This window comes from Moritella sp. 28, assembly GCF_018219435.1.
Taxonomy (GTDB): Bacteria; Pseudomonadota; Gammaproteobacteria; order Enterobacterales; family Moritellaceae; genus Moritella.
On record NZ_CP056121.1, the window covers coordinates 1,679,066 to 1,694,326 of the forward strand.

A 15,261-nucleotide genomic window follows, 5' to 3' on the forward strand; every position below is an offset into this window, starting at 1 on the left:
ATTAATCTTGAGCAACACAATTGAATGTAATAACATCATAAACCATATTAATGCTTTCTTCGTGTTGGTTAGTTAGCCGTCTAAATTCATAAATCCAATCAGTTACAAATTCAGGTGGAGCTACTTGCATATGTGGCATCCAACAGCTTATGTAACGTAGAAATAAATTGTCGTTATGAAAGTGATGTGTACGGGTTTCAACTTTAATCTTTATATTCTCAAATCCTACTTCGCTTAAAAATAATTCTAAGTTTGAAGCCGAATAAAAAAAATAAGGATTTGTAAAAGATGAAAAGTACTGCTTATACTTTTCATAAACGGCAATATTTTCAGATGCTTTCCAAAGATGTTCACACCTAGGATATATCAGGCCTAAAAAACGACCTGATTTATCTAATGATTTATAAATAAGTTCCAATGCTTTTTTTAGATCCGAAACCCAATGTAAACAATTGAAACTAGTAATAACGTTGAACTTTTCTTCGATACTTAATGTACTTACATCCTGCATTATAAACCTACATTCGGGGTAATTTTTCTTTGCAAAATTAAGCATGTCTATGGACAAATCAACACCTAAAACCTTTTTTTTAGATTTTTTTTGTAAATACGATGTTATAGCTCCGTCCCCACAGCCAATATCCATAATGCTTTTATTTTCAAGTTGTTCTTTATCTATGAGTTCAAAGGATAATAGCTTTTGTACTTCTGAGTTCTTTGAATAATCCCCAGCATGCCAATTTAAAATCACGTGTTTTACTCCTATGTCATTAAACTATTTATATGAGTTAGCTACTTTTAATTCTCATTGAATATAAATATGTAAATCCAAAAAGACCTATAATAAGTCCGGTATATTTTAGTTCATAAGGTGATAATAATGTTATAACTAATGGCGTAATACCACCAAAGATAGATAATGCAGAATTAAATCCAACCCCTAATGAAACAGCCTTATGTGTCCCTTTTACTTGAGAGAAAATCACTGCGCATGTAGGTGCTAGAATCAATGCGGAAATGAAAAGTAACCCTGTATTAGCTATAACCAAATACACCACATTTCCTGTATCTAGAATTGCATAGAGAGGTGCTGATAATATAATTAAGCAATATACACCTAGATCCATTGCTTTTTTTGATGAACTATATCGATCAAATAACCAACCAACAAATACTATAAATATAATAAAAAAAACATTACTTAAAAGTGGGAATGATAATTTAACAGCATCACTAGGATCTATCACATTGATTAGAATCCGTCCTGCAGTGGCATTCACATAAAATACAATTCCAGCAGGTATTGAAATTAAAAAGACCTTAAGAATTGATTTTTTATCAACCTTGTATCTACTCTTATTGACTGCCAGTGGAACTTTATCAACTAATTTGAATTTAAAATAAAAGCTCAATACTATATTGAAAATACCTAGAAATAGTGGGATTCGCCATCCAAAGTCAACCATTTCTTCTCTAGATAAGTTATATTCTAAAATCAAGATGAGTGATTGCGCCATGAGGACACCAACCAAACAACTCGCGACAATTAAAGCTGAGACTTTAGTCTTACTTTCTTTTTTTGATGTCTCAAGTAGATAACATATTATTACCGGATATTCACCACCAAAACAAAATGACTGTATCATTTGAAGAAGTAATAGAATAAGTGGTGCCGCAATCCCTATTTGAGAGTAAGTTGGGAGTATAGCCATTGAAATGGTTGCTACACCAATAAGAGAACTCGTTAGGATTAAAGCTTTTTTCCTTCCATATTGATCAGCATAAAGTCCAATAATAAAACCACCAATAGGTCTCATTAAAAATCGGATTGCAAAAATTCCCCATACAAAAATAATAGATTGTTCAAGAGAGGAATTAGAAAAAAAATTTTCAGCGATATAAACATAGATAACACCATAAACAGCAATATCATAGTATTCAAAAATATTACCAGAAATAATACCTAATCTTCTTTTCCAAGTAACCAAAGTACCCCCTATTTATTATAATAACTACAATTGTTTGACTCATTACGAAGCAAGCTAGGTTGCTACTTATTTGCAACCTACTTACAATCTTGGCGAGAGGGTACCCTTTTTGGGTAGTTTAGATAGGGGGAAGTAACGGAACTATCTAATTCGAGGTAAAATATCACAGGGAGGCACTTTAGCGATATTTTAACCTGTTAATTTAAGGTTATAATTTGAGCTAACGAGAACATAGCTCAACTTAACGTTAAAAATTTGATTTACTTATTGCATGTAAATTGGAGTAAGCGATATGAAAAATCAAGACTAGCTCAACTTGGCGTTGTTATCGCGTCGATGGTTTTTGACAGCCAAGCCATATTTAATATAATCGGCAGAAGTGATTGTAACTGTAGAATTTATTGCTGTTTCGTTCTCTGTATTCTTTCCATAGCAATTGCAGAGTCATTATTTTGGGTTTGAGTTCTTGATGGCTCACATCATCCCATTCCCGATATAGCGGCCATGAGGTGATTAGGATCGGTTAAACAGCCATTTTTACACTGGTAATTTCCGTCCCCATTTTTTGGGTACATTTTTTTGGCGGAATTTGTTTATAATAAAAAAATCATCATTAGCTAATTTAAATTTTAGTTATTGAATGATAAATTACAGACCCTCTTAACCATACTATTTATCCCGCTGAAATTAGCTACGAAGACACGAAATTAAAATTAACGGCGAGTATGATTTGTTATAAAAGTTAATGGTTAATACTTTTATATTATACATTGACTTTTGTTGTCAATGTATACAAATTTAGATTTAAATGTGGATACAGTGATATTTGAAACATTCGTCATCATTATTTTAATATTATTCGTTATCATTTTAGTTGGCTTAATTTATATATTAGTTGTTTATCGTAATCGTATTAATAAATTTCTTTCTGGATCATCTGAATGGGATATAAAGATTATTTATCATTGTTTATTATTTTTTACATTACAGTTTATGTTGGTAATCTATTTATTAAAATAAAGTTGATGCAAGTGAGTAATCGTATATTTCAAGTTGAATAATATTTATTGGTACGTATGCTAATAATTAGAAAGGGCTATGATTAGCCCTAGTAGTTTTAACTAGCGTTGTTGATCAAATAAGTTAGAGGCTTGCTCCTCCCTTTTTTATGTAAATCTAAATACTTGTGTTTCTTTCAGTCATACCTAGTCTAATGACTTTATTTAGCGTTTTATACCGATATATCGCCGTTTTCTATAACGATCTATCGTGGTCTCCAGTATCTAATTTCCTGAAGTGTCACAATGAATTAGGCCCTCTGGTTAGAGGTGATAAACTCACTTTAACTAACCTGATATTGAGCAGTTATCGTTTTACTTTCTCTGTATCCAAATAACTCATTTACCGAATCAATAATAATGAATGTTAATGGAAAAATTAAAATTCCAGCTGGCTGTACTGTATTGAAGGTAGTCACTGGAGCTGGTGACATTGGTATAGCTAGGAGTAAAAAAGTTATAAACAGTGTAAAAAGTACAGATAAGAACGTTTGATTATATTCATGAGATTCAGTATACCCTGCGGCAATGCGTATTAATATATGAGCTTTATCTGTTACTAACATTCCCTGATCCGAAGTGTAACTTATAGCGACTGCATTTTGTATATTGCAATATATTATGTATGACGTGAATAGGATATTCATTGGATATGCTAAGCGCTATCTGTGGGTGTAAAAAAGCGGGTATTTCCGACGACGATTACATTGGGATTGAGCCTGATTTTGTAAGTAGTCAATACTTCTGCTGTTTCTTGACCACTTCATACCGATCAAAAAAGCTATCTGGCGTTGGCTTAATTTGCTTTTATTTAAGATTTAAATATGACATATTGTTTATAGAACAGTTGCTTGCATTGATTGATCACTTTTTCTTGGTGCGGGATTATTCATTCACGCAACATAATGAGTTGATATATGTCATTAGCTGTTGAGTTGATGTATGGAGATAGATTAATTTATATTTAAATCGCGTTTATAACATATAAGGAAGTATAGTTATTTATGAATAATGTAAAAATGGATAGTTTCATCAAAAAGTATGCGGATAAAAATTACAAATATCCGACGTTAGTTAGCCATAAAGGCGCAGTGATTGGTTTTGCTATGGATAGTGAATGTCGTATATGGTACACCGTTTTAGATCTTGCCCATGGCGATGATGAACGTGGTCATTTAGACGTTAATTATTGGTCTGATGATCTTAAAGAACTTCAATTTACGAATGAAATTGCACAATCCGGTTTCTCTATTGCTGGTAGCGCTAAAATACCACGAGTTAAAAAAGGAACGCGTACTGAGTCATCTGAGCCTTTAGCATCTGATGAACTGGACTATTTTCTTTCTTCAACAGCCCGTTTTACAGCAGATGCACCTTTTCAGGTTATCTCTGATAATAAATATTTATATTTATTTAGGCAGTCTATAGAGCCGAGTCATTTGGGTATGACATTCAAACTCAACTCTGGCGATAGTACGGCGATCCGAGATCATGAAGACCTTGTTAAAGGCCGAGGAGGAAGTAATGTCCCTTTGGTTAATAACACATTATTATGCGATCGATTTGTGTTATCTGATATTAATATTTTTGCGAAGCAAGAAGTGCGTTTTCGTCGTAGTGGCCATAAAAGCCAACCTGATAGCAGCAAAGATTGCTTAGGTTCGAAAGATATGTCAGGAAATGTATTTTTTGAACCAACCCAAGAGCTGGACTTTATTTCTAATTTAAGAAATGGTCAATTTAATGTATTACTACTACCAACGCAAGTCGCAGAAAATAACCGTTGGCAATTTTTTAGTTATAACAAACTATCACATAATATCGACCTATTTAACCTTAAACAATCAGAAGATGGATTATTTGATACTAAGGGTGAAGGTGGGGATGACCTTGCACTGAATAAATCCAGTGTTGCTTTCAATAATCTTTCGATTGAGACGGGTATATCTACGACGTTATACTACCAGCAAGAAAAACATAAAGAGCAAAACCCGCTTAAGAAAAGTGCGCGTATTATGATGTGTACAGGGGTTAAAGAAGAGGCTAATAGTAGCACCTTCATTGCTAATCTTGATTTTGCAGTTTCTCGATTTGGCTTGCTTACTACCGTGCCTGAAAATATCACATTACCGAAAATTAACCTTGCTCAGGATAAATTAAGTTCGGTTAATGAATATTTTTATATGGATGACGCTAGGTTAACCGTGAGTGGTTCAGTATTAGGCTTTGCGCAAACGGATACTAGCCCTTACTTATTTGATAGTGCAACTGGTGACTTGTCTTTATACTTTAAAGATGAAGATAATAAATTTAGCTGTGCCTATTATGATACTAATTTGACACGTAATCACTTAACGCTATCTGCGGGTGATACGACAATCGTAACATTCCGTGCATCGGTTGCTTCTGAAAATATTAACAATAGTACAATACATATCACCGATGAAGAAGGCAATGCAGGGTTATGCCGGGTATTAATTCCAAATTCAGACATCCGGTTGCCGAGTGAAATATGGAATAAAGTGCCACGGGAAAGTTTGGCATTTGCGCAAACGTTAAATGGTATTAACAAAGACTATGATTATAAAAAAAATGTATCTGATAACAATACCCTACTGAATAATGGCCAGTTTTCTTTACACAAGGGCTCATTGCTATTCTCTGTGAGTGCACTTGAATCTGGTATTATGATACAAAATGGTCAAGCAGAAACTGTCCAGACAGGTACCTCTTCTAAATGGAAGGTTGACGAACCCGGTATGTCACGACACTTTAATGGTGATGGCGATCACTTTTATTTACCCCTGTCTCAACTTGAATCAACTCAGTTTAATGATGAATTAACTGTTGAAACATGGATTAAGCCAGATAGAAAGAAAGGCGCTTCTTACATTGTTGACTATAATCGGCAAGATGTTAACCATGTAACAGAAGAAAGAGGAGAGAATTCTTCATTATCATTTGATGGTAAGCACGATTACATAGAAATGCCTTATTTAGATATAGACTATTCTAATGGTTTCACATTTGAAACATGGGTTTATTTTGATGGGTTCAATACTCGTTCACGAATTATAGAACTTAGTAATGGGCCGGGTATCGACAATATTGTGGTAGCTAATATTGACAATTCTAATGACTTGTTATTATTAGTAACGAAAGGTCCTGATACACACAGACTTATATTAAAATCAGCACTGGATGGAAGAAGCTGGTTGCATTTAGCGATAACCTTCGATTGTTCTGGATTTGTTACTGTCTATAAGAATGGGAGTGAGATTGGTACTAAGCAGATGGCATTACCGAATAACCTTCCTCGTAGCCAGACTTATATTGGCAAAGGAACGGATGCTGAACTCTTTTATGGTAAAATCGATGAGTTTCGAATTTGGACGTATGCTAGAACGGCTGAGGAAATAAAAGGTAATAAAGACAATCGGTTAACAGGTTATGAACCGTGTTTATCAACTTACCTCTGCTTTAGTGATAATAAAGTGAAGGATTTAAGTTGGAAAAATATTTCATGTGTGGTTAAAGGCCAACCTGAAAGTACGCTTGCATCTCCTGTAAAAAATGAAATGAAAGTATCGAATTTAGAGGTTGAAACGGCCACTAATTTAGCTCAACGAACTCATGGCGCTATGTCATTTGACGGTATAAATGATTATATCGAGATATCTGATGTGGACTTAGATTATTCTAAAGGATTCGCATTGGAAACATGGGTGTATTTTGATAATTTCAATAATCACTCACCGATAATGGAATTTGGTAATGGGGCGACCAGTGGTCAAAGCATTATATTAAGTCATATTGGTACAACGAACGATCTTATCTTTCGAATTGCGAAAAATAGCAAAACGCATGATTTTGTTTTAAGAGCAACATTAGAAAAAAATTGCTGGTTACACTTAGCATTTAGCTTTGATGATTCAGGCTTTGCGACCGCCTATAAGAATGGCACCAAAATTGGCCAGCAACAGATGGTATTGCCGGATAATTTAGTTCGACGTGAAAATTATATAGCTAAAAAAGCGTGGTCTGGTGCCAAACTCTTTAATGGAAAAATTGATGAATTTCGTCTTTGGGGACATACACGCTCGAAGCAAGAAATTTTAGACAATTTCCAGCGTAGACTACCACCAAAAACACCAGGGTTAAATGTTCATTTGGATTTTAATGCTGATGGCGCGACTGAAATTAGTCAATATCGGAATTTCAAGTTAACTCCCCATGGTGTCCCTAAAACAACAGCATCTTCGCCTGCTATTTATCTTTATCCGCAAAGTCACTTATCTATATTAGACACACCGAATACGGCATTACACTTTGATGGAGTAAATGATCACATTGAACTATCAGAAGTTGATTTTGATTATTCGAATGGGTTTACGATTGAAGCATGGTTATTTGTTGATAGAGCTGAAAACTGGAGCAAGATTTTCGAGTTAGGAAATGGAGGCGATTTTAGTTATCCACCTGATAATATCCACTTGTGTTGTCTAGACAACGAGGGTTTTTATTTCAGTATTATTAAAAATGATCGTAATTATAATTTTATAACTAAGGAACGGCTAAAGTTACAGGAATGGATGCTCCTTTCTATTTCCGTTGATAGCTCCGGTCTTACTACTCTTTATGTAAATGGTAGAAAAGTAACCTCTAAATTGCTCGCTGTACCTAATAATATACCCCGTGCAAAAAATAATATTGCTGATGGAGGCCTGGGATACTATGGATTTAGTGGCAGTATTGATGAATTCCGCATTTGGGATCATTGCAGAACAGAATCAGAGATTAAGCAATTTACATGGCAGCGTTTACATCTTGGTACCGAAGGTTTATTGACTTACTTGCGCTTTGAAAATAATCAAGCCAAAGAAGCGAACGGCAATCGTATTGATTGCAAGGTAGTGGGAAGTCCTCGCAATTCAAGCTCTGCACCAGCACAATATTTCATAACCGCCGCTAAAGACAAAGTCGTTCAAGATTCAGGGTATCGACTTGGGTTATTAAACAACGCGCAAGATACGGCGTTAAAACTTAATGGTTCCTCAGATTTTATCTCTTTACCCGGTTTAGATTTAGATTACTCTAATGGTTTTACATTGGAAACCTGGGTTTATTATGATGAACTTCGAAATTGGTCCAGAATTATAGATTTTTCTAATAACAAGTCTGACAACATTATTATCTCTAATGGCAAAGATAATCGTGCACTTTATATTAATGTGCGTCAGGGCGAAGAAAAGTATTCTTTTGATTGTATTGATGTATTAGAAGCTAAGACGTGGTTTCATTTAGCCGTTAGTTTTGATAAATCGGGTTTTGTGCATGTTTACAAAAATGGTACGTTAATTGGCTCGGAACAATTGGTTTTACCTGTCAATATACCAAGAATGACAAGCTATATTGGTAAGAGTAATTGGGCAGAAGATAAATTACTGAGTGGCCGATTGGACGAACTGCGTATTTGGGATCATGTTCGTACAACGGATGAAATCAATAATAATATGCACACGACGTTGAGTAATCATGAAGTAAATAGCTTACTCGCTTATTGGACGTTTGAAAATAATCGTATTAATGATAAATGTAATCAAGATATTACAGCTCAAATAAAAGGTAATCCAAGAAGTACAGAATCTGCATTTTCTTCATACCAAATTTTTACTGGTGTCGGTAATCGCTGGGAGTTAAGTGATAGAAAATTCTCAGCTGATTATTGGGCTCATTTAGCCGCGATATATAAACAATCTTATGCGCTCGAATTCAAACAAGGCGATATGCTTAATGTTACTCATTCGGCAAACTTAAACCGCCAGGATGCGCTGACGATAGAAGCCTATATCAGTGTTAATGATATTAATCATAAACACACTATAATCAGTAAAGGTTCTCTTTATTCTGCTGAACCTTGCCCTTATAGCCTCAGTATTGATAACGGGGGGATGCTTACTTTTTCTTTCCAGGATACTCAGGGGTTGACACACAAACTTCATTCACTACAACAAATAATCCAACCTAATGAATTTTATCGTATTGCGGTGACTAAGCGGAAAACATTTGCTAATCCGGTTGATGGTTTACTCGGTAAGACTGGTACGATTAATGCGGAAGCACTTTCTAGCTTAGAAATTAATATTCCAAGTAGTGGTGGTGTTGATACTAACTATAACATTTGCTTGTATGTCGATGATATTTTAGTTGCAGAGCAGGGATTTTCTGACATAAAAATACCTGGTAACAATGAAAATATTACGATCGGAGCCGATCCTTACCAAGAACAGCATAACTTTATGGGGATCATGTCTGAGCTAAGAATATGGGGTCATGCATTGACAGAAGTTGAGTTATTTAACCCTATAAGTGTTGATAGCCAAGGCATTATGGCCTACTGGAAGCTAGATGATAAGCAGGGTAATAAAGCATTTGATTCTGCGGGTGGTAACCATGCCCAAATTAATGGTGCTTGTTGGATTAAAAACCCGGATTATGCAGGCAACACGCTTTCTTTGTACATGAACGGAACGCCTTTAAATACGAGCACATTATCATATGATCATTCTCTCGTGTTGAATAACACGACCGCATCAGAATTTAGCTTAGGTGCAAGGCGAACAGATGAAGGGCCTGAGGACAACTACAAAGGAGATATTGATGAAATTCGTATTTGGAAAACGGCTCGAACACAGGAGCAACTTTTAGATAATTTGTTTACACGCCTCACAGGTGAAAAACAAGATCTGATCAGTTATTACACATTTAATAACAATGATAATGATGAAATTGGTGACATTTTTGATTCAGGATATAGACAAAATAACTTGATCCAGCATGAACGTCAGCATATAGCAAAACGTCAAATATCAACTGCTCCAGTGTCACAAAATCTTGCTCAAATACGTTCAGCTGTCACAGCACTTGATTCACCATTCCATATTTCTATTGATGGCTCTCCGGCAGTACAAGAATATGCCGATCTTCAGTATGGCTCAGATAATGAGTTAAAAGGGGTAATGAAACGTTGTTATACCTATATTGAGAAGGGGCAGTGGAAATTAGTAACAGGGCACAAAGTTGGCAATTTAATTACAGAGTGGGCTGGGCAAGCACAATTTGATCCTCAGATTGTGGGCTATATGGAAGGTACACCACCGATACCAAGTGAAAACATGACATACGGCACTGCGGGTACGGGTACAGGTATTTATGAAGGTGATGGTTCTTTTATTGAGTTTACTCAAGCCACTGAGGTTGATTACAATTATTCTGCATCGAGAGAGCATGGTTTTGATTCTTCATTTGAAGCAACAATGAGTGCAGGTATTGAAGCTGAGATAGAAAACTTAATTGCACCATTGGGTATTGGTATTTCTATTCCTGCTCGGTTTGGCCTTACTGCCGGGGGAACAAGAGGATTTGAATCGAGTGGTGGCTGGGTTGAAGATAAAACCTCATCGATAGGCACAACCATAACGCGTAGCTTTTCAGCATCATTAGGTGGTGCTTGGGAAGACCCCTCTAATATGGGGAACCCTGAAATCGGACGACGTTGGTTACCAGCAAGTGTTGGCTTTGCTATTGTTCAATCTGAAGTGGCTGATATCTTTGCGTTGCGTCTCGAGCATAATAAAGCGCTCGTTTCATATCGATTCCAACCAACGAAGGACGTAGCTAAGGATTGGAATGTTATTTCATTTCCCCTTAATCCTAACTATGTGAAGCAGGGTACCATCGATGGTAAAATGGGCTATGATAAATCGGGACATGTTATGTGTGATCCTGATTATCCAAATGCCACACAGCCGGGTGAACACAGCTATTATAAGCCTAAAAAAGCATTTGCGTTAAAGCGTAAAATTGAGCGTGAGCAGCAAGAGCTTGCAACCTATTATAAAAATTATGGCGCAGCACCCTTAAAAAATGGGCCTTTGAATGGTGCGATGAAAAGTGTTCAAGGCTTGTCATCGGCATTAACAGCTAATTTCTCCACTGGATTTGGTGTTGAACCTACAATTTCTAGCTTTAACGAGGCGATGAAATCTGGTGCAGCGTCAGAAAATTTAGGCTTAGCGGATAAATTTTCTAAACGAAATATAGCGAACACATATATTTGGACTGCAGATGGTGGGATCTTTCAAGAAACCCACGATACGATGGATGTTTTGCAAGAAACAGCCAGTGGTAATTATTCTTTTGCAAGTAGTGATAGCTTCAATACTCAGTTTGAACTTGATGTGGCGAGTGCTGCTTTTTCTTTGGAAATGGATGCGAGTTTAAGTGGGAAATTGAATTTAACACAATCTAAATCAAAAGAATCATCACAATTTTTCTCGATAGACGCGAACGTAACTTGTTCTGGTGATATGCAATGTCATGAGCCAGAGACTGGTAAACCTATTTATAAAGACGGAGAACCAGTGAATACTGTTGGGCGTATGGATGCTTATCGTTGGATGACCTTCTATTTAAGATCTGACGAAAAGAACTTTACGGAGTTGTATGATACCGTGATCGATCCATTATGGTTGACTGAAAGTTCGCACCCAAGTGCAATTGCATTACGTGAGGCGAGACAAACGGAAAAAACACCACCATGTTGGAGGATCCAGCATATTGTTACTTTTGCCAGTCGAATCCTGCCTGATGTTGTTAATAATACTGCTGAGCCTATTGTACAGGCGATGAAGAAAATTAATATCAACAGTAATTGGGAGCTGATTAAGCGACTAGATCCGCTGATTAAAAATAAAAGTGTTAATGCGACTGCTTTTTCTAAAGACGTTAAGAAAGTATTAGCATTGCATATGCCAGAAATGTTACCGCATCATGAGGAAGTGGTTCATTGTTTATCTGACTATTATGAAGGGATGAATTCGATAGCATCTGCTGATTAATACATAAATTAACCTGTTAACAAGCAGAATATATCATGGTAAATCTTGATGTATTCTGCTTTTTTATGCGTGTAATTAAGGTTAGTTAATTACACGGTTTCAGTTGTCAGAAGGCAAAGTAGTTTGATCATTTCTCAAAAGTAACAATAAAGTTTGATCAGATTGTATAATTATTGAGAAGCCTAATCTTCAGTTTGCGGAGAATGACAACAAAATAATAGCATCCGATGTAATGACAATGTTGACTGTACATTATCATTACTGATTAATGATTTGAATTTTTTAAGAAAATCAGTCTGAAAATATTTAGGTACTTCTACGTCAAAATTATCACTAGAAGTATAGACTTTGACCGCGCCAGATTTAAAGATTTTGAATAGCTCTTCACTAGTCACATTATAAGTGAAACTATGCGCTTTAATTGTGGAAGGCGTTAGCCCCGAATGTAATAGGAGATCTTGAAATTGTTCTCTTGTTTCTAAATGTAAGCAAGGAAACTTGAAATTTTGGTATAACTCCGGGAAATGCGTATTAAAAACTTGCTCTACAAGTATTATTATTTCTTCGCACCATAAGTCTCTGTATGGTGTTTGAATTGCTACAACGCCATTCGGAGCGAGTAAATCAGCAATTCGACTTAATGCAATATCATGTCGTTCCCACCACTGAAAAGATGAATTAGAAAAAATTAAATCATAGTCATATTCAGGCGTAAAATCTTCAATTTTTTGACATATAAAATTTAATTTTGATGCTGGGTAGTTATTCTTAGCAATATGAATCATTTTTGATGATGGGTCTATGGCATCAATTATTGCATTCGGATATTTTAAGTTTAATTTATGAGTTACATTCCCACTACCGCAACCGATATCTAGAATTCGTTTTGGTTGGACATGATCAATCATATTAATCAGGTAATTCGCAGCATCTTGCTGAACAATATTATTAATTGAGTACTCTGTTTCATATTCCATTATTGACGCCTCGACTTAAAAATACAATATCATACCATTTTATATCAATGTTTTATGACAACATTTAAGATTGGTCTTTGATAGTCTAAAAATTATCGAGGGTATAAAAAAGTAGGAATACCCGATTGGATATTCCCGCTTTTTATTATTCGTTAATCCTGTGAATCTTTATAGATATCACATCACGATATAGACTGGCCAACCTAACAAACCTGTTAGCCCTTCTTTATATTCAAATCGCTCTAATCGCTCTGGACTCGCATCCTTTAAGCGTAAATCCCGGTAGTTTTTAGCAAACGTTAATGTGCGTAGTAGACCTGGCGTAAAGTACTGACCTAGCTCAATCTTTATGGTCTCGGCAAGTGGCGATGGCAACTCGGACAACGTCAGCTTAATTTGTTGATCAAGATGTTCAATCGAGAACCAGACGTCTTCAAGTTCAATTTTCGCTACGCGTTGCTTAAGATCTGGTTTTACTTTAACGGGACCAAAAAATAGACGGTACAGTACCACTTCCGCAAACACGCATTCAAGGCTTAAACAATCTAAAGGATCGTAGCTTGATTGCGCATAGAATTGCTTTAATAAGCATGCAATAGACTCTTCACGGTTAAACTCTAACAGCGCGTCTTGATAACTCTGCCAGCCCTGCCATTCATCTGCATCACTCGGCGTTGATATTTTATCGAGTAAAGTCGGGTCTATGTCCCCATATACAGATTTACCGCTCAGCTTATATTTGCTGACACGGCTTAGCATACTCCAACCTTTTTGGAAGGATTTTACAACCCCGTTTGGTGCTAAGAGCAGTTTAAGAGCATGAGCAAGGTCGTGATTACTTAGTGACATTAATCCTAAGCTTGCTACACCGATTACATCGAAAGCTGCATTTTCTAGCAGGTGCATCTTGTGTTTATTATAAAATTTATCTGCTAGTTTAAGGCTCATTAGTACAGCCTTGCTTTTAATTTCTGCAAGTTGTGCTTCATCTAATCGTGCTTCTGCTTGACCGTAATCGAGAACTTTACTTAAAAAAGGTCCTTGATTGCCGTCTCTTACTACAATTTGCATTCGCGGGATCCTTAATCAAGAAAACTAAACATGTCATCTACTTCAGCGTATTCATCATCAACTTCATTCTTCTCTTTTGCTTGAAGCACTAATTCATTGACGAAACTGTCGATGATAGCTACCCAGCTTGAATTTTCGCTACGTAGTAAATTCTTAATTGATTTTTCAACATCAGGTGCAAGTTCACGGATCAAGGCGAGTAGACTACGTGGATCGTCAATACTTAAACTGTGTGCCTCTTCTTCAGCACTACGTCCTGTATAACCCACAGTTTCGCCATCATCTTCATCATCATAGTTATCAGTGATGTGACTTTGACGTTCAGCTTCTACTTTTGGAGCTAACAGATATTCAATGAAAGGGATCGATAGATAAAAAAGACCTGCTTGGTCTTCAGCAATACATTCTAAAATAGCTGTCTGCTTTGCTTCTGTATTTTGAATTCGGATAAGGTAAGTTAAAAAATCAAATGTATGCTGAATTAGCTCATCTGCATTGTTTTTTACTTTTTCTTCCCAGTATAGGGGTTGCTGGCAAACGATATCGCGGATCTGTTCAGGTGTCATCAATTCTGACATGATAGAAGGACAAGAAATATCATGGTGACTGTTTATCTGTGTTAAGGTCACGATATCCATCTGCTCGATCACTTCAACTAAAACGTCATCAGTCATAGTATTAGCCATTAACTCAAATTTCTTACTTGCCTGTTGAGGTTCTACATCTGCAAGTTGTTTGATCTCGATTACGGCTGTTTCAATTAAGCTATTCATTATTGCTCTTCCTCTTCCTCATCAAATTGATCGTAATAGCCTTCTTCTTCGTCTTCGAGGTAGTCATCATGATCTTGACTAGCTGGAGTAGACAGGTTCTCATTTGATAATAAGAAGAGAACAATACAGCTTTCTATTAATAACGTTTCCGAGTGACCACGAGCAGCTAAAACAAGCGGTATATCAGCATTATTAAAAGCAACGGTTGTTTTAAACTCATTCCATTCAGGTAGAATGCCTTCTTTTATCCATTGAGCCCACTTGATTTTTGCTTCAGCTGGAAACTTTACTTTATCATAAAGTGCAATCGGCAGATACTCTGGCACAGATGCGAGTAACTTAGGGTCTGCTAGTAAAACAGCCTTCATTTGGCTAGTAAACTGCTCGAGTGCATTAGGAGTGTCGGGATCGTTATACGACTCGATATTGCTATATGCGTCTTCTTTTAATTGTTCAATACGTTCGAAATCTATTGCTGTCGCCATGAATACTCT

8 protein-coding genes are annotated in these 15,261 nt (G+C 36.1%); 1 reads left to right on the forward strand and 7 read right to left on the reverse strand.

Annotation, left to right across the window (positions count from 1 at the left end):
- Window position 1 precedes the first annotated feature (1 nt).
- The 3 genes from HWV02_RS07520 to HWV02_RS07530 form a co-directional block, all read right to left on the reverse strand.
- Window positions 2-751, reverse strand: coding sequence for a trans-aconitate 2-methyltransferase (locus tag HWV02_RS07520; protein WP_211690052.1), 750 nt, complete (start codon window positions 749-751; stop codon window positions 2-4).
- Window positions 752-788: 37 nt separating this feature from the next.
- Window positions 789-1,988, reverse strand: coding sequence for an MFS transporter (locus HWV02_RS07525; RefSeq protein ID WP_211679155.1), 1,200 nt, complete (start codon window positions 1,986-1,988; stop codon window positions 789-791).
- Between the two features lie 1,342 nt (window positions 1,989-3,330).
- Window positions 3,331-3,612, reverse strand: coding sequence for a hypothetical protein (locus tag HWV02_RS07530; protein ID WP_211690053.1), 282 nt, complete (start codon window positions 3,610-3,612; stop codon window positions 3,331-3,333).
- Between the two features lie 438 nt (window positions 3,613-4,050).
- Between HWV02_RS07530 and HWV02_RS07535 the strand changes: the two genes are divergently transcribed.
- Window positions 4,051-11,946, forward strand: coding sequence for a LamG domain-containing protein (locus tag HWV02_RS07535; RefSeq protein WP_211690054.1), 7,896 nt, complete (start codon window positions 4,051-4,053; stop codon window positions 11,944-11,946).
- Window positions 11,947-12,128: 182 nt separating this feature from the next.
- Here HWV02_RS07535 and HWV02_RS07540 read toward each other — a convergent pair whose 3' ends face one another.
- From HWV02_RS07540 to HWV02_RS07555, 4 genes are all read right to left on the reverse strand, one after another.
- The gene (locus HWV02_RS07540) at window positions 12,129-12,923 is read right to left on the reverse strand and encodes a trans-aconitate 2-methyltransferase (protein ID WP_211690055.1); all 795 of its coding nucleotides are present in this window, start codon (window positions 12,921-12,923) and stop codon (window positions 12,129-12,131) included.
- Between the two features lie 177 nt (window positions 12,924-13,100).
- Window positions 13,101-13,994 (reverse strand): hypothetical protein, encoded by an 894-nt coding sequence (locus HWV02_RS07545; RefSeq protein WP_211690056.1) that lies wholly within the window; start codon window positions 13,992-13,994, stop codon window positions 13,101-13,103.
- A gap of 11 nt (window positions 13,995-14,005) precedes the next feature.
- Window positions 14,006-14,767: a hypothetical protein gene (locus tag HWV02_RS07550; RefSeq protein WP_211679160.1), complete on the reverse strand. Its 762-nt coding sequence runs from the start codon at window positions 14,765-14,767 to the stop codon at window positions 14,006-14,008.
- Window positions 14,767-15,252, reverse strand: coding sequence for a hypothetical protein (locus HWV02_RS07555; RefSeq protein ID WP_211690057.1), 486 nt, complete (start codon window positions 15,250-15,252; stop codon window positions 14,767-14,769). The genes HWV02_RS07550 and HWV02_RS07555 overlap by 1 nt, the downstream gene beginning before the upstream one ends.
- Window positions 15,253-15,261: the final 9 nt, after the last annotated feature.